16 protein-coding genes and 2 tRNA genes are annotated in these 19,077 nt (G+C 70.5%); 8 read left to right on the top strand and 10 right to left on the bottom strand.

Annotated elements, in window-relative coordinates:
• Positions 1-84: 84 nt before the first annotated feature.
• Positions 85-846, bottom strand: coding sequence for an alpha/beta family hydrolase (locus tag ACH4S7_RS10315; RefSeq protein ID WP_398520734.1), 762 nt, complete (start codon positions 844-846; stop codon positions 85-87).
• A 98-nt stretch (positions 847-944) separates the two neighbouring features.
• On the bottom strand, positions 945-1,760 hold the full coding sequence (locus ACH4S7_RS10310) for an SOS response-associated peptidase (protein WP_398520664.1): 816 nt from the start codon (positions 1,758-1,760) through the stop codon (positions 945-947).
• A 49-nt stretch (positions 1,761-1,809) separates the two neighbouring features.
• Here ACH4S7_RS10310 and ACH4S7_RS10305 point away from each other — a divergent pair, with 49 nt between their 5' ends.
• From ACH4S7_RS10305 to ACH4S7_RS10290, 4 genes are all read left to right on the top strand, one after another.
• Positions 1,810-2,550 carry a M50 family metallopeptidase gene (locus tag ACH4S7_RS10305; protein ID WP_398520663.1) on the top strand — a complete coding sequence of 247 codons (741 nt, stop codon included), beginning with the start codon at positions 1,810-1,812 and terminating at the stop codon, positions 2,548-2,550.
• 134 nt (positions 2,551-2,684) lie between these two features.
• On the top strand, positions 2,685-4,007 hold the full coding sequence (gene aroA, locus ACH4S7_RS10300; protein WP_398520662.1) for a 3-phosphoshikimate 1-carboxyvinyltransferase: 1,323 nt from the start codon (positions 2,685-2,687) through the stop codon (positions 4,005-4,007).
• A gap of 13 nt (positions 4,008-4,020) precedes the next feature.
• Positions 4,021-5,034, top strand: a complete 1,014-nt coding sequence (gene rsgA / locus ACH4S7_RS10295) for a ribosome small subunit-dependent GTPase A (protein ID WP_398520661.1) — start codon at positions 4,021-4,023, stop codon at positions 5,032-5,034.
• Positions 5,035-5,395: 361 nt separating this feature from the next.
• Entirely contained in the window at positions 5,396-5,722 is a 327-nt protein-coding gene (locus ACH4S7_RS10290; protein ID WP_398520660.1) for a DMT family transporter, read from the top strand.
• 47 nt (positions 5,723-5,769) lie between these two features.
• Here ACH4S7_RS10290 and ACH4S7_RS10285 read toward each other — a convergent pair whose 3' ends face one another.
• On the bottom strand, positions 5,770-6,405 hold the full coding sequence (locus ACH4S7_RS10285) for a TetR/AcrR family transcriptional regulator (RefSeq protein WP_398520659.1): 636 nt from the start codon (positions 6,403-6,405) through the stop codon (positions 5,770-5,772).
• A 305-nt stretch (positions 6,406-6,710) separates the two neighbouring features.
• On the opposite strand from ACH4S7_RS10285, the gene hisN reads away from it, so the two are divergent.
• Together hisN and ACH4S7_RS10275 are read left to right on the top strand one after the other, a co-directional pair.
• Positions 6,711-7,511 (top strand): histidinol-phosphatase, encoded by an 801-nt coding sequence (hisN, locus tag ACH4S7_RS10280; protein ID WP_398520658.1) that lies wholly within the window; start codon positions 6,711-6,713, stop codon positions 7,509-7,511.
• A gap of 340 nt (positions 7,512-7,851) precedes the next feature.
• Positions 7,852-8,256: a cyclic nucleotide-binding/CBS domain-containing protein gene (locus ACH4S7_RS10275; RefSeq protein WP_398520657.1), complete on the top strand. Its 405-nt coding sequence runs from the start codon at positions 7,852-7,854 to the stop codon at positions 8,254-8,256.
• A gap of 173 nt (positions 8,257-8,429) precedes the next feature.
• Here the strand turns inward: ACH4S7_RS10275 and ACH4S7_RS10270 are convergent, their stop codons facing one another.
• Entirely contained in the window at positions 8,430-9,881 is a 1,452-nt protein-coding gene (locus ACH4S7_RS10270) for a catalase (protein WP_398520656.1), read from the bottom strand.
• 133 nt (positions 9,882-10,014) lie between these two features.
• Between ACH4S7_RS10270 and ACH4S7_RS10265 the strand changes: the two genes are divergently transcribed.
• Positions 10,015-10,431 (top strand): Fur family transcriptional regulator, encoded by a 417-nt coding sequence (locus ACH4S7_RS10265; protein WP_398520655.1) that lies wholly within the window; start codon positions 10,015-10,017, stop codon positions 10,429-10,431.
• A 156-nt stretch (positions 10,432-10,587) separates the two neighbouring features.
• Here ACH4S7_RS10265 and ACH4S7_RS10260 read toward each other — a convergent pair.
• The 4 genes from ACH4S7_RS10260 to ACH4S7_RS10245 form a co-directional block, all read right to left on the bottom strand.
• Positions 10,588-10,661 (bottom strand) — tRNA-Met (locus ACH4S7_RS10260).
• A 364-nt stretch (positions 10,662-11,025) separates the two neighbouring features.
• Positions 11,026-13,323, bottom strand: a complete 2,298-nt coding sequence (locus ACH4S7_RS10255) for a sel1 repeat family protein (RefSeq protein WP_398520654.1) — start codon at positions 13,321-13,323, stop codon at positions 11,026-11,028.
• A 220-nt stretch (positions 13,324-13,543) separates the two neighbouring features.
• Positions 13,544-13,617 (bottom strand) — tRNA-Met (locus ACH4S7_RS10250).
• A gap of 68 nt (positions 13,618-13,685) precedes the next feature.
• Positions 13,686-16,640, bottom strand: a complete 2,955-nt coding sequence (locus tag ACH4S7_RS10245) for a UPF0182 family protein (protein ID WP_398520733.1) — start codon at positions 16,638-16,640, stop codon at positions 13,686-13,688.
• 157 nt (positions 16,641-16,797) lie between these two features.
• Here ACH4S7_RS10245 and ACH4S7_RS10240 point away from each other — a divergent pair, with 157 nt between their 5' ends.
• Positions 16,798-17,382 (top strand): PPA1309 family protein, encoded by a 585-nt coding sequence (locus ACH4S7_RS10240; RefSeq protein WP_398520653.1) that lies wholly within the window; start codon positions 16,798-16,800, stop codon positions 17,380-17,382.
• Positions 17,383-17,553: 171 nt separating this feature from the next.
• Here ACH4S7_RS10240 and ACH4S7_RS10235 read toward each other — a convergent pair whose 3' ends face one another.
• Positions 17,554-18,642: a PDZ domain-containing protein gene (locus ACH4S7_RS10235; RefSeq protein ID WP_398520652.1), complete on the bottom strand. Its 1,089-nt coding sequence runs from the start codon at positions 18,640-18,642 to the stop codon at positions 17,554-17,556.
• A gap of 116 nt (positions 18,643-18,758) precedes the next feature.
• Positions 18,759-18,932, bottom strand: coding sequence for a hypothetical protein (locus ACH4S7_RS10230; protein WP_398520651.1), 174 nt, complete (start codon positions 18,930-18,932; stop codon positions 18,759-18,761).
• Between the last annotated feature and the right edge of the window lie 145 nt (positions 18,933-19,077).

Raw genomic sequence — 19,077 nt, 5'->3', positions numbered from 1 at the left:
GGTCGAACCCATGCGACGGACTCCCTACTCCATGCTCAGCTGCTGACGTCGTGTACATCCGCCACAACAGAGCCGGACGGCCCGTCATTCCCGGAGCCGGCGCGCCCACTCCCGTACCGCGTCCGTGATCGTCCTCACAGTCGCCAGCTCGGTGATACCCGCCTTCTTCGGCACCGCGAAGCCATGATCGGCGTGTGGGATCCCCACCGTCTCGTACGCCCCTTCGGGAAACTCCGCGGGTCGGCCGAACGGGTCGTTGGCGCCCTGCACGACGAGGGTGGGCACCCCGGTGCCGAGGAGTTCGGTGGCGCGGGACCGCTCGGGCCGGCCGGGCGGATGGAGCGGGAAGGCGAGCGCGAGGACACCGGCGGGCGACAGCTCCGGCGCGGTGCGGCAGGCGACCCGCGCCCCGGCGCTGCGGCCACCGGCGACGACCGGCAGCCCGCTCCCCGTCAGTACGGGCCAGATATCGCGCCAGGCGGCATCCAGGGTCTTCGGCGCGGGGGCGAGCCGCTTCCCGGCCACCCGCCAGGGCTGCTCCACCAGGGCGACGGTGACACCGTCGGCGGGCAGTGCGGCGGCGATCGCGCGGAGATCGCGCGCCTCGATCCCGCCTCCGGCGCCGTGGCCGAGGGCGAGGACGAACCGGGGGCCGGGGGCCGGATACCAGCTCACCCGCGCGGACCCGGCCGCGGTCTCGACGATCTCTGTGCTCTCCGTGTTTCCCGTGTTTCCCGTGCTCTCCGTCACTTCTCCGGCCTCCGTGATCCCCGCGCTCACGGTCGGCCGGGTCCTCGCGGGGGTCCGGGCCGGCCGGGAGGTTTCGATGTCACTCACGGTGTCCATCCTGCCGCGTGGGGGCGGGTCGGTCCCGCGGACGGCGGGCGGGGCGAGGGCCGTCTCCTCGGCGCGCGAGGGGTCGCGTCCTCGGCGCGCCACCCGCCTCAGAACAGCGTGCCCTCCTCGGGCGCCGCCAGCTCCTCCAGCAGCTCCGGTCCGTTGTTGCGCACATTGCTGACCGACGTCGGCACCGGGTACGCCCGCATCAGCCCCTCCGGGGGCGGGGTCAACAAGGACCGCAGCTCCACCGGATTCGTCCGCGCCGGGTCGAGCCAGTCGTCCCAGCGGTCCGGCGTCAGCATCAGCGGCATCCGGGGGTGGATCTCCGCCAGCGATCCCGGCCCCTCCGCGGGCGCCACCCCGAGCGGGCCCGTCTCCGCCTCGGTCGTGATCACCGTGCACGTCACCCACCAGGACCGTGGATGGTCCTCCGGGAGGGTCCGGTCCCGCCAGAACTCGTACAGTCCCGCCATCGCGAAGACCGTCCCGTCGGCCGGGGTGACGAAGTACGGCTGCTTACGGGGGCGCTTACGCTTCCCCTGCTCCTCCAGTTGCCGCTCGCTCTCGCCGGTCACCCACTCGTAATAGCCGTCGGCGGGGAGCAGGCAGCGGCGGGCGGCGAAGGGCCTGCGGAACGACGGCTTCTCGTGCACCGTCTCCGACCGGGCGTTGATCAGCCGGGCCGCGCCCTCCGGCGACTTCGCCCAGGCGGGCACCAGTCCCCACCTCAGGGTCCGTAGCTGGCGAACCGGACGGGGGTCATCGGCGTCTTTGAGGGGGCGTTCGAGAATCGCGTAGACCTCTTTAGTGGGGGCCACGTTCCAGTCGGGAGCCAGCGCCTCCTCGGGGTCCCACCTCTCGACCCCGAAGACGTCCACGAGATCCTCGGGTCGACGACTTGCCGCGTACCGTCCGCACATGAGTCTCAGCCTGCCACTTCCGCACCCCGCGCAAGGAGCCGCCCCAGAAATGGAAAGTACCCATTCCGCTTCCGCCCTCGCCAGCGCGGCCATCGGCGACCTCTGGGACCGGGTCGCCGGCACCCAGCCCGCTCCCGAACAGTGGCTGGTCATAGCCACCGCGGTGCTGGCCATCGCCGTCGTCGTCCCACACCCCGTCTGGCGGCTCTCCCGGAACGCCGTCACCATCGCCCACGAGGGCGGCCACGGGCTGATCGCCCTGCTCACCGGCCGCAGTCTGGAGGGCATCCGGCTGCACTCGGACACCAGCGGTCTGACCGTCAGTCGCGGCAAACCCACCGGCCCGGGCATGATCCTCACCGCCGCGGCCGGCTACACCGCACCGTCCCTGCTCGGTCTCGGCGGCGCCTGGCTGCTCGCCGCCGACCGGGTCACCCTGCTGCTCTGGGTGGCCACCGCACTGCTCCTCGCACTGCTGGTGATGATCCGCAACGCGTACGGCGTGCTCACCGTGGTCCTCACCGGCGCCGCCTTCCTGCTGGTCTCCTGGCTCGCGGACACCGAGGTCCAGGCGGGCTTCGCCTATGCGGCGGTCTGGTTCCTGCTGCTCGGCGGCGTACGGCCGGTCTTCGAACTCCAGGGCAAACGCCGGCACGGCGGCGCCCCCGACTCGGACGCCGACCAGCTCTCCCGGCTCACCCACGTACCGCCGACGCTCTGGCTGCTGCTCTTCCACGCGGTGGCGATCTGCTCACTGATCGGCGGCGGTCGCTGGCTGCTGGACCTCTGACGCGGGCCGCCGCGAAACATCCTGGACATGTATGAACCAATGGCGAAGAATCCTCTACCACTGATCGGTTACGCCCGGGTTTCGGCATATTTGATCAAGATCTGGCTCATCGAAGAGCCACTAAAGTAAAGGCCATGACCGAAGCCTCCGTGCACCCTGCCCTCTGGCCAGCTCCGTACGCGACCGGAGCCGTCGAAGCGACGGTGACCGTGCCCGGCTCCAAGTCGGTCACCAACCGCGCGCTGGTCCTGGCCGCGCTCGCCGCCGACCCCGGCTGGCTGCGCCGCCCGCTGCGCTCCCGCGACACCCTGCTGATGGCGGAGGCGCTGCGCGCCCTCGGTGTCGGCATCGAGGAGGGCGTGGGCGCCGACGGTGAGGGCGAGGTCTGGCGCGTCATCCCCGCCGGGCTGCACGGCCCCGCCACCGTCGACGTCGGCAACGCCGGGACGGTAATGCGCTTCCTCCCGCCGGTCGCCGCACTCGCCGACGGGCCGATCCGCTTCGACGGCGACCCCCGTTCGTACGAACGCCCCCTTCACGGCGTGATCGACGCGCTGCGCGCCCTCGGCGCCCGTATCGACGACGACGGTCGCGGCTCGCTGCCGATGACCGTGCACGGCGGCGGCGCGCTGGACGGCGGCCCCGTCGAGATCGACGCCTCCTCGTCCTCCCAGTTCGTCTCCGCGCTGCTGCTCTCGGCCCCCCGCTTCAACCAGGGCGTGGAGGTCCGGCACGTCGGTGGCCGGCTCCCCTCCATGCCACACATCCGGATGACGGTGGACATGCTGCGCGCGGTCGGCGCCCAGGTGGACGAGCCGGAGACCGGGGGCGAGCCCGACGTCTGGCGGGTCTCCCCGTCCGCCGTGCTCGGCCGGGACATCACCGTCGAGCCCGACCTGTCGAACGCGCAGCCGTTCCTGGCCGCCGCGCTGATCACCGGCGGCCGGGTCACCATCCCCGACTGGCCCGAGCGCACCACCCAGCCCGGTGACGCGCTGCGGCGGATCTTCACCGAGATGGGCGGCTCCTGCACGCTGACCGAGGCGGGGCTGACCTTCACCGGCACCGGCCGGGTCCACGGCATCGACGTCGACCTCGGCGAGGTCGGCGAGCTGACCCCCGGCATCGCGGCGGTCGCGGCCCTCGCGGACTCCCCCTCGACCCTGCGCGGCGTCGCCCATCTGCGCCTGCACGAGACGGACCGGCTGGCCGCTCTCACCAAGGAGATCAACGAGCTGGGCGGCGATGTGATCGAGACCGAGGACGGTCTGCACATCCGCCCGCGCCCGTTGCACGGCGGGGTTTTCCACACCTACGACGACCACCGGATGGCCACCGCCGGTTCGATCATCGGACTCGCCGTCAAGGGCGTCGAGATCGAGAATGTGGCGACGACGGCGAAGACCCTCCCCGACTTCCCCCGGATGTGGACATCGATGCTGGGAGCGGAAAGCTGAACAGGAACTGATCATGCGGCGTTACGGCAAGAACCCCGACGAGGACGACATCCGCGTCCGCCCCAATCCCAAGGGCAACCGGCCACGGACCAATATCCGGCCCAAGCACGAGGACGCCTCGGGGGGCATGGTCCTCACCGTCGACCGGGGACGGCTCACCTGCCTCGTCGAGGACCGGATCGTGCACGCGATGAAGGCGCGCGAACTGGGCCGCAAGGCCGCCGTCGTCGGTGACCGGGTCTTCCTCGTCGGGGATCTCTCCGGCACCAAGGACACCCTGGCGCGGATCGTGCGCATCGAGAAGCGGACGTCCGTACTGCGCCGTACGGCCGACGACGACGACCCGTACGAGCGCGTCGTCGTCGCCAACGCCGACCAGCTCGCCATCGTCACGGCCCTCGCCGACCCGGAGCCCCGGCCCCGGCTGATCGACCGCTGTCTGGTCGCCGCGTACGACGGCGGGCTGACCCCGATCCTCGTGCTGACCAAGTCGGATCTGGCACCCGCGGACGAACTGCTGGAGATGTACGGGGCGCTCGGCGTCCCCCATGTCGTCACTACCCGGGACGAATTCGTGGACGGCCACGCGGCGGACCGGGTGCGCGAGCATCTGACGGGGCGGACCACGGCGTTCGTCGGACACTCCGGTGTCGGCAAGACGACGCTGGTCAACGCGCTGGTGCCGAAGGAACGCCGCCGTACGACGGGGCATGTCAACGCGGTCACCGGCCGGGGTCGGCACACCACCACCTCCGCACTCGCCCTGCCGCTCGCCGGCGCGGCGGGCGGCTGGGTGATCGACACCCCGGGGCTGCGGTCCTTCGGGCTGCACCATGTCGACCCCTCCCGGGTGATCAAGGCATTCCCCGACCTCGAACCGGGCACCGAGAACTGCCCGCGCGCATGCAGCCACGACGAACCGGACTGCGCGCTGGACGCCTGGGTCGCCGAGGGCCACGCCGATCCGGCCCGCCTCTACTCGCTGCGCCGCCTCCTCGCCACCCGCGAACGCCGCGAGGGCGACTGACCCCGCGCCGTACCCGCACCGCGCGGAGGGCCTGGCACACCTTGGCAGCCGAATTTCCCGCGCGAGGGCCGAAAGGGTGGGCCTGGCACCGCCCCGGCGAGTGAGCCGCCGGCAGGCCCGCGCGGGCACCCCTGGCGAGTGAGCCGAAGGGGCGCGCGGGTGTCGAAAGGGAGAACGCGCGCAGGTCCCGAGGAACGAGGGACCGAGCACGATCGACCGTCGACGCACGCCTAAAGCGCCCCGGAGGCGAACCGAGCCCCAAAAAAGAGGGGCGCGCGTTTACGGTCTTCTGGTGACGGTAAAGGCATAATCGCAGCACGTCCGACGAAGCAGTCACCGACTGATCGGGGAGGCACTGACGATGGCGTGGCTGCTGGTGGTGGTCGCCGGAATCCTGGAGACGGGTTTCGCTGTCTGTCTCAAGCTCTCGCACGGATTCACCCGGCTCTGGCCGACGATCGCCTTCGCCGCCTTCGCCCTGGGGAGCTTCGGTCTGCTGACCCTGGCGTTGAAGAAGCTGGATGTCGGTCCCGCCTACGCGGTGTGGACGGGCATCGGGGCCGCGGGCACCGCGATCTACGGCATGATCTTTCTGGACGATCTGGTCTCCACGCTCAAGATCGTCTCAATCAGTCTGGTGATCATCGGGGTCATCGGCCTGCAGCTCTCGGGCTCAGCCAGCCACTGATCGCGCCCCGCCGCCGCTTCCCACCAGCCGCAATCGCCCCCGGCCGCTCATCCCGGCTCGGTCGGCGCGCGGACCGACTCCGGTTCGACCGCCGTACGGACCAGCGGTCCAACGCCCTCGCCGATCGGCGCGACCACATAGGAGAGCGCGAGCCGCACCGCCAGCTCGCAGCGGTGGGCGAGAGCAGCCGACTCCTCCCTCGTACACACCGGGCGCCGCCCCCGCACCAGCGCGGCCAGTGAACGGTCCCGGACCAGCGCGACCACATCGGACGGAGCCGGCAGTCCGGCGTCCGCCCGGCGCTGGGCGGGAGCGCCCGACGACGGCGCACCACGGCGTACGGGGCGCGGAGTGGGCAGCCGCTCGCCCCAGCAGCCGGTGAGCAGCGCCCGCAGCAGCGGCTTGGCCCGCGCCTCGCCCACCGTCCACTCGGCGATGGCGACCAGCGGGTCCACCCGCCCGGTCCGATCGCCCAGCAGCCGGTCCACCCCGTGCAGATAGGTGTCGGCCTCCCGGCGCACCAGGGCGCGGGCGAGGCCCTCCTTGCCGCCGAACTCGTTGTAGAGGGTCTGTCGGGACAGCCCTGCGGTCGACGCGACATCGACCATCCGCACCGCGGACCAGGGCCGTTCGGAGAGCGCCGCCAGGGCGGCGTCCAGCAGGGACTCACGGGCCGTAGGCATCGTTGCCTCCCATGGGCCGCACGGCTCCCCGGACCGGATGCCCACCCCGCCGTACGGCACTTCGCACAGAGTTGACGCGCGGCATTACGGTGTCAAGAGTCATGCGGGCAGCCGCTCGCGCCGCCTGGCCGGATCCGGCGAACTCCCCGGCGCGGACACCTCCCGACGGTCCCGACGACCACCGGCCGACCGGGTTACTCCCGTACACCCGGGGGCACTTCCGCCGCGCCCCGTACCGCCGGGGGGCCGCGGTCTCCGCAAGCGGCTCGGATCCCCCTTCCCGCGGCCCCGATAGAGTGATGACCATGCCCGACTACCACGATGATCTGCGTCTGGCCCATGTCCTCGCGGACGCCGCCGACGCCGCCACGATGGACCGGTTCAAGGCCCTGGACCTCAAGGTCGAGACCAAGCCGGACATGACACCGGTGACCGAGGCCGATAAATCGGCGGAGGAACTCATCCGCGGCCAGCTACAGCGGGCCCGCCCGCGTGACGCGATCCTCGGCGAGGAGTACGGCATCGAGGGCACGGGCCCCCGGCGCTGGGTGATCGACCCCATCGACGGCACCAAGAACTACGTGCGTGGCGTGCCGGTCTGGGCGACGCTCATCTCGCTGATGGTGCAGGGCGAGGGGGGATACCAGCCGGTCGTGGGCGTGGTCTCGGCTCCCGCACTGGGCCGGCGCTGGTGGGCCGCGCAGGGCGGTGGCGCGTACACGGGCCGTTCCCTCACCTCGGCGACGCGGCTCCAGGTGTCCCGGGTGGGCCGGATCCAGGATTCGTCGTTCGCGTACTCCTCCCTGAGCGGCTGGGAGGAGCAGGGCCGGCTGGACGGTTTCCTCGATCTGACCCGTGCCTGCTGGCGCAGCCGGGGATATGGCGACTTCTGGCCGTACATGATGGTCGCCGAGGGTTCGGTCGACATCTGCGCCGAGCCCGAGCTGTCGCTGTGGGACATGGCGGCGACCGCGATCATCGTGCAGGAGGCGGGCGGTTCCTTCACCGGTCTGGACGGGACCCCGGGCCCGCACAGCGGAAACGCCGCCGCGTCGAACGGTCTGCTCCACGAAGAACTGCTGGGCTACCTCAACCAGCGGTACTGACACCCGCCCCACCGACCCCGGCCCCGGCTCCGACCTCGGCGTCCGGCGCCGGGACGCGGCACCCCGCTGAGACGTCGCCCCCTTGAGACATCACACGGGCCAGCACACGAGACATCACACGCACGGCCCGTCGCACCCACCGCCCGTCACGCCACCGGGGAGTGCCCGCGCGCCCCGGTGTCCATCCGTACGCCCCGGTGGGTGCGCACACGCCCCGGAACCCGGGGTCTCTTCCCCCTTGCTCTGCTCCCCCGGGGCTGGGACTCTGAAAGTCCCCCCACTTGTGAACTTGTGAATCGGTTCTCGAAAGGGCCGATCCCCCAAGGAGGTGGCCCCATCCATGCTCGTCCGTGACGCCATGAGCACGGTGGTCCTCACCATCGGACCCGCGCACACCCTCCGCCAAGCCGCCCGCCTGATGGCCGCCCGCCGCGTCGGCGCGGCCGTCGTCCTCGACGGCGACGCGGGCGGCGTGGGCATTCTGACCGAGCGCGACATCCTGACGTCGGTGGGCTCCGGGGAGAACCCCGACCTGGAGATCGCCGCCACCCACACCACCACCGATGTCGTCTTCGCCGCCCCGGCGTGGACCCTCCAGGAAGCGGCGGAGGCCATGTGCCACGGTGGCTTCCGGCATCTGATCGTGCTGGACGACGAAGGCCCCGTCGGCATCGTCTCCGTACGCGACATCATCAGTTGCTGGGTCCCGGCCCGACGCCACCGGGGCACCCTCGTCAGCTCCTGATCCCCCAGCCCCCGTCCCCACTACTCCCCCACTCCCCCGCCCCTCCGCGCGCGCAGCCGTCAGCAGGCCGGCAGCGCCGTGGAACTCCCCGGAAGACCTGAATCGGAGCGCATAAGAGAGGGCCGGACCCCCCTGGACTGGGATCCGGCCCTCCGCTCTACGGCAAGCGTCCGTCAGCCACGCAGGGCCTGGACCGCGGCCTCAAGCCGCTTGCCGAAGTCGCCGTCCGCCTGACGGAAGTTGTTGATCGCGCGCTCGGCGATGTCGTCGCGCGACACCTTCGCGATGAACCCGGAGAGGTTCTCGATCAGACGGGTCTTCTCGTCGTCGGACATGAGCCGGTAGAGGTCACCCGCCTGCACGAAGTCATTGTCCTCGGCGTGGCTCGGGGCCTCATGGTCGCCGGTGACACCGGAGACCGGGTGCGACGACCACAGCGGCTTGTCCGTCTGGAACGGTCCGCCGAAGCTGTTCGGCTCGTAGTTCTTCGCGCCGTTGTGACGACCGTCGTACATGACTCCGTCACGGCCGTTCGTGCGCGCCTCGGTGGCGTGCGGACGGTTCACCGGCAGGTGGTCGGCGTTGATGCCGACGCGGTAGCGGTGGGCGTCGCCGTACGCGAAGAGACGGCCCTGGAGCATCTTGTCCGGCGACGGGCCGATGCCCGGCACGAAGTGGGCGGGCGAGAAGATGGACTGCTCGACCTCCGCGAAGACGTTCTGCGGGTTGCGGTTCAGCTCCAGCTTGCCGATCTCGATCGGCGGGTAGTCCGCGTGCGGCCACACCTTGGTGAGGTCGAACGGGTTGAAGCGGTAGTTCGCCGCATCGGCCGCGGGCATGATCTGCACCTGCACGGTCCAGGACGGGAAGTCCCCGCGCTCGATGGACTCCCGCAGATCGCGCTGGTGGCTGTCCGGGTCCGCACCGGCGAGGAGGTTGGCCTCGTCCTGGGTGAGGTTCTTGATCCCCTGGTCCGTCTTGAAGTGGTACTTGACCCAGAAGACCTCACCGGCGGCGTTGTTCCACTGGTACGTGTGGGAGCCGTAGCCGTTCATGTGCCGGAGCGTGGCGGGTATGCCCCGGTCGCCGAAGAGCCAGGTCACCTGGTGCGTGGACTCGGGCGACAGGCCCCAGAAGTCCCATACGTTGTCGGCCTCCTGGGAGCCCGTGTACGGGTCGCGCTTCTGGGTGTGGATGAAGTCCGGGAACTTGATGGCGTCCTTCACGAAGAACACCGGGGTGTTGTTGCCGACGAGGTCGTAATTGCCCTCTTCGGTGTAGAACTTCAGCGCGAAGCCCCGGGGGTCCCGCACCGCGTCGGCCGAACCGAGGTTGCCCGCGACGGTGGAGAAGCGCAGGAACGTCTCGGTCTGCTTGCCCACCTCGGAGAGGAACGCGGCGCGCGTGTACTGGCTGACATCGGCGGTGAGCGTGAAGGTGCCGTAGGCGCCGGCGCCCCGTGCGTGGACGACGCGCTCCGGGATGCGCTCGCGGTTGAAGTGCGCGAGCTTCTCCAGGAGCGACTGGTCCTGGATCAGAACCGGACCGCCGACGCCCGCGGTCTCGCTGTTCTGGTTGTCGGCAACCGGAGCCCCGGTCGCCGTGGTGAGCGGTCCCTGCGTCACGTACGCCTCCTGCGTGTCCTCGTCCTGGCCCTTTGTGCCAAACCGATCCTACAATGGACATTGTCTAAGTCAAGCGAGCATCCAAAGTCACATTGATTCGGGATCACGGTCCCCCGCTGTTAGGCTGGTTCCCATGAGTGACCTGTTGGAACGACTCCGCGGACGTGGCTGGCGCATGACGGCCCAGCGGCGTGTCGTGGCCGAGGTCCTCGATGGCGAGCATGTGCATCTGACGGCCGACGAGGTGCACTCGCGAGCCGTCGAGCGACTCCCCGAGATCTCCCGCGCGACCGTCTACAACACGCTCGGCGAGCTGGTGAGCCTCGGCGAGGTGCTGGAAGTCGCCACCGATCGCCGCGCCAAGCGGTACGACCCCAACGCCCATCAGCCCCATCAACACCTGGTCTGCGGCCAGTGCGGCGCGATCCGCGACGTACATCCGGCGGGTAATCCACTGGCGGACCTTCCCGCGTCGGAGCGCTTCGGCTTCACGATCTCGAACGTCGAAGTGACCTACCGGGGCCTCTGCCCGAACTGCGCCTCCGCCTGACGCGTCCGACCTCGTTCCGCCCCGTACCCCCGTACCCCCGTACCCCGGTACGCGCGGAACGAGGCGAGCCCCCACCCACCCACTGCCCCCCGCCGGCACTGCGCACGCATACGACGAAGGCCCGGATCCATAGGATCCGGGCCTTCGTCTTCTGAGTAGCGGGGACAGGATTTGAACCTGCGACCTCTGGGTTATGAGCCCAGCGAGCTACCGAGCTGCTCCACCCCGCGTCGTTAAACGCAACCTTACGGGACCTGACCGGTCAGTGCAAATCCCTTCCCTCGACCCCCCTGACCAGGGCATTTCCTCCGGATCCGCCCCCGGCAGCACACCGCCGGCGCAGCCAACTGCGCCGGGCAGGGAGCGAGCCCCCTGACCGATCCGCGAAGCAGCGGAGGTACCGCGCTGGCGAGGTGCCGGGGTGCGCGCTGGGGACGGACCGAAGAGAGGCCGGGGGTACGGGCCGGGGAGGGGTGCTGAGGCGCGGACCGGGAGTGCGGGCAGGGAGTACGGACCGGAGACGGGACGGCTGTACGGGTGGGGCCAGGCCGGCCTCCCGCCCGTACGCCGAGCGCGGGGCGGGAGGCGCCGCCGTCAGGCCGTGAGCTCCTGGTGCAGCGCCTCGCGCAGCCGTGCGGCCCGCTCCGCGACCTCGGCCGGCCCCAGCTCCACCGCTCGGGCGCACCAGCGCTGCCCTTCGGTCAGTTCGCCCCTGCGCGCGGCCAGCAGCGCCAGCCGCAGCGCGGCCCGCCCGTGTCCCGCGCGGGCGGCACGGGTCCACCACAGGGCCGCTTCCCGCTCATTGCCCTCGCGCGCCAGCAACAACCCGAGGTTGAAAGCGCCGTTGCGGCTGCCCGCCTCCGCGGCCTCCCGGTACCAGCGGGCCGCGTCGACGGTGTCGCCCCGGGCCGCGGCGAGCATTCCCACCCGGACCTGCGCACGGCGGTGGCCCTGCTCGGCGGCCCGCTCGTACCACTCCTCGCACTCGGTCTTCTCGGCCATCGGCTCACCGAGCGCCGGCGCCCCCGGAGGCGGCTGCCGCGCGTCCAGCAGTGTCGCCAGTCGGAACGCGGCCTCGGCGCTGCCGCCACCCGCGGCGCAGCGCAGATGACGCTCGGCGCTCCGCTCGTCGCCGTCACGCAGCAGCGCGATGCCGACCTGGAGCGCGGCCTCGGTATGACCACCAGCCGCGGCCCGCTCGTACCAGGTCAGGGCCGTGCGGTCGTCGTCCCTGCCGACGTGCAGGATGCCCAGGTTGAAGGCGGCGTCCACACTGCCGGCCTCGGCGGCCTTGGAGAACCACGGCTCCGCGCCGATCGGGTCACCGGCCTGGAGGAGCAGCACGGCGAGCGCGTTGGCGGCCTCCCGGTGCCCGGCGTAGGCGGCACGGCGGTACCACTGCTCGGCCTGCGGCGTCCGGTCCTGGGCGGCACAGAGCAGGCCGAGGTTGTACGCGCCGTTGACATCGCCCGCGGTCATGGCGGCGCGGTACCAGCGCTCGGCGGTCTGCGACTCGCCACGGGCGGCGTGCAGCGCCCCGAGGGCGTTGGCCGCATTGCCGTCGCCCTCCTGGGCGGCGCGCAGCCACCAGACGGCGGCGCTCTCCTCGTCACCCGCGTCGCGCAGCAGGAAGCCGAGCGCGCAGGCCGCGCGTGACTCGCCGTCCTTGGCGGAGGTGAGGTACCAGCGTCCGGCCTCCTTCAGCTCGCCGCGCTTCTCCAGGATCGCGCCGAGGTGCAGCGCGGCGCGGCGGTGCCCCCGGGCGGCGGCCTGCCGGTACCACTGGGCGGCCTCGTCCAGGGTGCTGAGCCGGAGGTTGGTCACGCTGTCGACCAGCCCGGCGCCCGCGCGGCCGGACCCGGGGGCGTTGCCGGTTCGCCCGGTGCCGTTGCCGGTGCCCGTCCGCCCGCCGGTGCCGTTGCCGGTGCCGCCCGAGTCGGCACGGACACGCCCCAAGGGGCGCGCACCTGCCTCCGGGCGCCCGGCATTGGCGTCCGTACGCCCCTTGCCCGCCCGGTCGCCGACACGGCCTATCTCGGTGTCCCAGACCCATCCCGAACCGGTGCGTCCCGCAGCCGCATCGGCGCGGGAGGCCGGGGCTGCGGGGCGGCCGGTGCCACCGGACGCGGGTCCGGTCGGGTGTGTCGCGGCGCGCGCGATACCGATGCCCGTGTCGGCCGCCCCGCGGTCCATCGCGAGGCCCAGGCCCCCGCCCACGCGGTCCTCGTCCAGCGCCCGGAGTTCAAGCATGCGGGCGAGCCGGTACGCGGCCTCCCGGTGCCCCTGCTCGGCCGCGGCGCGCAGCCAGCGCTCGGCACCGACATCGCTGCGGTGCTCCAGGAGATCGGCGAGGGCGTACGCGCCGAGCGCGTGGCCCTGCTCGGCCGACTGGCGCAGCCAGTACTCCGCGGCGGGCTCGTCGCCGCGCTCACGGAAGTGACGTCCGAGTGCGTGTGCGGCGGCGGCCGATCCGGCGACGGCCGCGATGCGCCACCAGCCGGCCGCCTCGTCCGGGCAGCCGCGCTGATGCAGCAGCACGCCCAGGTTGTTGGCGGCGGCCCGGTCGCCGTCGGCGGTCGCCTTCCGCAGATGCGCCTCGGCGCCGTCCAGATCGCCCCGGCGCAGCAGCAGCGCGCCGAGCATGCTCATCGACGCGGTGTCGCCACCGTCGGCCGCGCGGCGGTACCGCTCCTCGGCGCCCGCGGTCTCCATGGCGTCCGCGCTCGCACCGGCGCCCGCGCCCGCCTCATCGGACCGGCCCACGGTCATGTCGACGGTGGCATCGGCGACGCCGTGCGAGGCGGGATTCATCTCTTCCGCCACTGTCCCGGGATGTCTCCGCGCAAACCGCCCTGTCTCCAACAGAGTTGCCCTGTCCCCCATAATTTCCATCGTCGCACCACCCGCAACCCGCGTACACCTGGTATACCGCAGCCAGTGAGGTCACTTCAGCGTTTTGTCGACATGCCCACAGAGAGATAAGTCAAACGCTTTCTCCGTGAACTCGCGCCACGCCGTGACAGTTCCCGTCGGAGACCGTGACGGTCCGTCGGGGAGCAGACGCACGAAGAAGGCCCGGTTCCTCAAAGGATCCGGGCCCTCTTCGATTCAGTAGCGGGGACAGGATTTGAACCTGCGACCTCTGGGTTATGAGCCCAGCGAGCTACCGAGCTGCTCCACCCCGCGTCGTTGTGTTCACACACTATCACGACGCGGGATGTTGCCTGCTCAGCGGTGCTGTCCCGAGATCACTCCTACGAGGAGCCCGACGGTGACTCCGACGGTGGTGGCGCCGCTGACTGACCCGGAGCCGGCCTGCCGCCCTGGGCGGCCGAGAGCCGCTCCAGCGCCGCGTCCAGCGCCTCCTGGGCCCTGCCGTACGCCTCCCAGTCCTTCGGGTTCTTCGCCAGTGCCGCGTCGGCGTCCTGATGCGCCTTCAGGGCGTCGGCGATGGCCGCCTTCAGCGCCGCCTCACCCGTCGCCGGTGGCGGCGGGTTGGTGGTCCCGTCGCCCGGTGGCGGGGGAGTGGGCGGCGGCGGGGTCGATCCCGTCTGTCCGAAGACCGCGTCCAGCGCCTCCGTCAAGCTGTCCTTGAAGACCGGCTTGCCACCGCCGTAGGCGACGGCCACCTTCTTCAGCAGCGGGTAGTTGGCGCTGCCACCGCGCGCGTAGACCGGTTCCACGTAGAGGAACCCGCCCTCCAGGGGGATCGTGAGCAGGTTTCCGTACTCGATGTCCGAGTCCGTACCTCTCAGGTCCCGCACGAAGGTGGCGACTTCGGGCACGCCGTTCAACTCCGACTGCACCTGGGACGGGCCCTGCACCGTCTCGGTGACTCTCAGCAGCCTTATGGTGCCGTAGTCCTTGCTGTTGGCGTCGGCGTCCACCGCCATGAACGCGCCCAGGTTGGGGCGTCCGGCCGGGGTGAACGTCGTCGTCAAGGAGAACTTCTGCTCCGTCTCCTTGGGCATCTTCAGGCTCAGGTAGTACGGCGGGACCGCACTGGTGTCCTTGTTCGTCGGGTCGTCCGGCACCTGCCAGGCGTCACTGCCGCTGTAGAACTGCTCCGGCTCGGTGACGTGGTACCGGGTGAGCAGCTCGCGCTGCACCTTGAACATGTCCTGCGGGTAGCGCAGGTGGGACTTGAGCTCCGGGGAGATGTCGCCCTTGGCCTTGACCGTGCCGGGGAACGCCTTCATCCAGGTCTTGAGCACCGGGTCCTTGGTGTCCCACTGGTACAGCTTGACCGAGCCGTCGTACGCGTCGACGGTGGCCTTCACCGAATTCCGGATGTAGTTGACCTGGTTCTGCTGGGCGACGACCGCGCGCTGGTTGGTGGTCAGCGAGTCGGCCGTGGTGTCGCCGAGCGTCGTGCGCGAGGCGTAGGGGTAGCCGTTGGTCGTGGTGTAGGCGTCCACGATCCACTGGATACGGCCCTCGACCACCGCCGGATAGGCGTCGCCGTCGATGGTCAGCCAGGGCGCGACCGCCTCGACGCGCTCCTTCGGGGTGCGGTTGTACAGGATCCGCGACCCCTCGCCGACCGCTCCCGAGTACAGGATCTGCGGCTCACTGAAGGAGATCGCGTACGCGGCCCGGTTCAGTGCGCTGGAGAGGCTGACGCCGCTCTTGCCCTGATAGCTCGTGTACTTGGTCGGGCCGGTGCTCGCCTCGTAGTCGAGCTCCTTCTGGGGCCCGCCGACGATCGAGTACTGCTCGGTCTTCTCGCCGTAGTAGATGCGCTGCTCGTACGTGCCGAGCTTGCCCTTCGTCGGCATGCCCGACTCGGTGAAGTCCGGCGATCCGACCGTGCCCTTGTTGGGGTCGGCGACCACACTCGTGCCCTTGGCGGCGATGGCGCCGTAACCGTGGGTGTAGGTGAAGTGGTCGTTGATCCAGTTGCGCTTCGGGATACCCGTGATGTCCAGCTCGCGCAGACCGATCACCGTGTCCTGGGGCTTGCCGTCGGTACCGGGGTACCGGTCGACGTCCAGGGTCGCGGGGAACTGGTAGTACTTCCGCTCCTGCTGGAGCTGCTGGAAGGCGGGCGAGACCACGTTCGAGTCGACCACGCGGTAGCTGGCCGCCGAATTCGCCGCGGCGCGCTGCTGCGGCTTCTTGGTGGGATCACCCTTACCGGCGTAGTCCTCCGGCTTGGCGCTGTCGATGCCGTACGCCTTCCGGGTGGCATCGATGTTCTTCTGGATGTACGGGCTCTCCTTGGCCTGCTCGTTCGGCTGGACCTGGAACTTCTGCACGATGGCCGGGTAGAGGCCGCCGATCAGGATCGCCGACAGGACCATCAGACCGAAGCCGATCACCGGAAGCTGCCAGGTGCGGCGCCAGAGCGTCGCGAAGAAGAGCACGGCGCAGATGACGGCGATGCAGAAGAGGATCGTCTTCGCCGGCAGATAGGCGTTGGCGTCGACATACCTCAGGCCCGTCCAGTTGCCGGTGGCCTTGAAGTCACTGGACTTGACCGCGAGGCCGTACCGGTCGAGCCAGTACGCGACGGCCTTCAGCGAGACGAAGAGGCCGAGCAGCACCGACAGGTGTCCGGTGGCCGCGCCGGTCGCGCGCGCTCCCGGGCTGGTGATGCGCAGCCCGCCGTACAGGTAGTGGGTCAGCGCGGCGGCGATCAGCGACAGCACGGCGGCGGCGAAACCGAAGCCGAGCAGGAAGCGGTACCAGGGCAGATCGAACGCGTAGAACGCCACGTCCATCTTGAACTGGGGGTCCTTCTGGCCGAAGGACACGCCGTTGATCCACATCAGCCAGGTCCGCCACTGGCCGGTGGCGGAGGCTCCGGCGATCAGCCCGACGAGAGCGGTGATCGCGAGGAGCACCCACTTCTTGTACGGGGCGATGCCCATGCGGTAGCGGTCAAGACTCTGCTGCTCCAGCGACATCGCGCTCAGCGGCGGACGCAGCCGGTGCGCGAGCCAGATGTTCACCCCGACGGCGGTCGCCATCAGCAGACCGAAGAAGGCGAACAGTCCGATCTTGGTCCAGAGGGTGGTGGTGAACACCGACGAGTAATTGACGGAGCGGTACCAGAGCCAGTCGGTCCAGAACCCGGCGAACATGACGAACGCCATGGCCAGGACCGCCAGCACACCGAGTGTCATCAACAGGGTGCGGACACGCCGGGACGGCCGTCCCACTCTGATCCGTGGCCCGGTCGGGGGGCCTCCGCCGCGGTCCGGCATCTGGAAAGCCAACGTGCGCACCTCGAAGTTCGCGGTTGTTTTTTAAATGTTCGCGGTCAGTCATAGCGGGCCCCGCGATCGTAGAGCCCACTCATGCAACTTACCGAGGCTTTACCTAGTTCCCGTCTCGGGGTCGGAAGGAGGCAGGATATTGACTATGTCCAACGATTCGCCTTCCACCCCCTCAGATCCCCAGCCCAAGGGCTCGGGTCCGATCGCCGCCAGCCCGTTGACCCGCGCCGTACTGGAGATCGACGAGTACACGTCCGGTCTCGGCTGGGACCAGCCGGCCAGGCTCTTCGCGCTGGTCGACACCGCGCGGCTGCGCACCCAGGAGCCCGGGCTCGCGTCCCAGCTCGGCCTCGACGGCGACGACGCCGGGGCGCCGCTCACCCCGATCGAACAGGACGAGATCCCGGCCGGCCAGGCGCTGGACGAGTTCCTCGCCACCATCGCCTGGCCGGACGCCGTGGTCGGCTGTGCCCTGGCGGTGGAGCGCCTGATGCTCCCGGCGTCGGCGGAGGCGGCGGTGCCGGACGGCCTCGACGACGCCTCGCTGACGAAGTGGGTGGCCTCCCACCCGAAGCGCCAGGAGGTCAGGATGACGGTGGCGGTGCTGCGTGACGGCGCCCGCGAGTCGGCGCTGCGGCTGCGCGAGAAGGACTCCCCGAAGGAGGTCCTGACCGGCTCCGACCTGGTGCCGGGGCTGGCCGAGGCACTCTCGGCGACGTTCGAGGCGTAACGCCTCCCGCACTCCTCCCGTACGGCGCCGGGGGCCCGGCTCATCGATAGGGGCCGGGCACCGGAGCCCCCTGCCGCGACACGGCCCCGACCCCGTACGACACCCCTGCGGAACCGGGGCCCGCGAGCCGTTCGCCCCATCGCCCGGGTCACGCCGACCCGGCCGATGGGCTCACTTCGACGAGCAGGTCGGGAGATCCGCCGTCTTCCCGGACTTGATCTTCTCCATCGACCGCGTCGCATCCGCCATGGTGTCCACCTTCACGAGCGTCAGACCCTCGGGGATGTCCGACACCGCCGCCGCGCAGTTGTCCTTCGGGGTCAGGAAGTACTCCGCCCCGGCCTGGCGCGCGCCGACCAGCTTCATCTCGATGCCGCCGATCGGGCCGACCTTCCCGTCGTCCTCGATGGTGCCGGTGCCCGCCACGAACGCGCCGCCCGTCAGATCGCCCGGAGTCAATTTGTCGACAATGCCGAGGGCGAACATAAGGCCGGCGCTCGGACCGCCGACATCCGCCAGATTGATGTCGATGGTGAACGGGAAGGTGTGGTCGGTCCCCGCCTGGATGCCGACGATGGCCCGGTCACCGGTGTCCGACTTGGCGGTGGTGATCGTGATGTTCTCGGTGGTGGTCGGCGCCCGGTGCGCCTTCTCCGCCGCGGCCGCCTCCTTGGCCGGAACGACGGTGAAGACGACGTCCTCGCCGGGCTTGTGCTTGGTGACCAGCTTGGCGACGTCCTCCGGCGCCTTGACCGCCGTACCGTCGACGGCCCGGATCACGTCCCCCGCGTGCAACCGGTCCTGGGCGGGGGTGTCCTTGACGACCGCGGAGACCACGATCCGCGACGACACCGGGATCTTCAGCTCCTTGAGCGCGGCCACCTTCGCGCTCTCCTGCGACTGGGTGAATTCCTCGGCGTTCTCCTGCGTCGACTGCTCTTCCGTCTTCCCGTCGGGATAGAGCGTGTCGTGCGGAACGACCACGTTGTCATGGGCCAGCCAGCCGTAGACCGTCTCCACCAGGTTCATCCGGTAGTCCGCGCCGGTGACCCGGACCGTCGTCATGTTGAGATGACCGGTCGTCGGGTACGTCTTGCGCCCGGAGATCCGCAGAACCGGTTCGCCACCAGCGTCGCCGAGTGTGTTCACCGTCGGGCCGGGCGACATCTCCGAGTACGGCACAGGAATCAGCACCCCGGCGCAGAGAAGCGCGATGAACATCAGGGTGGAGGCGAGCATCGTCGCGGTGCGGCGTGGCATGGAACGACAGTACGGGAAAGAGCTGTCCGCGCACCGTCCGGGCCGGGCCGTACGGGGGGGCTCGGCCACCGTGCCGGGCGGCCCGCTAGGGGCAGCGACCTCGGCGGCCTACGGGGCTATCGAGGGGTGCTGCTGCCGGAGCCGGCCTTCTCCATCGCATCGCGGAAACGCGCGTATCCCGCGAGCTCGGCCACATCCCCGGTGGTTCGGTTCCGTGAGGCCCAGCCTCCCCATATCGCCGCACCGACAACGGCGAACAGCGGAATCAACAACCAGGCGAGTGCTGCCATCGCGACCTCCCTACCCCATGCGTGAACTCAACTGAGTGATCAGCAGATTAGCCATCTGCCAGTTCAACGCTCACGGCAGGGGGGCGGTTACGCAAATCGGGGCGCATGGGCGGCCTACGGGTTTCAGCCGCCCCGCTTCCCCCGA

It is taken from the genome of Streptomyces sp. NPDC020965 (genome assembly GCF_044333555.1).
In the GTDB taxonomy this organism is placed as follows: Bacteria; Actinomycetota; Actinomycetes; order Streptomycetales; family Streptomycetaceae; genus Streptomyces.
This window is presented reverse-complemented; position numbering and strand designations above follow the sequence as displayed.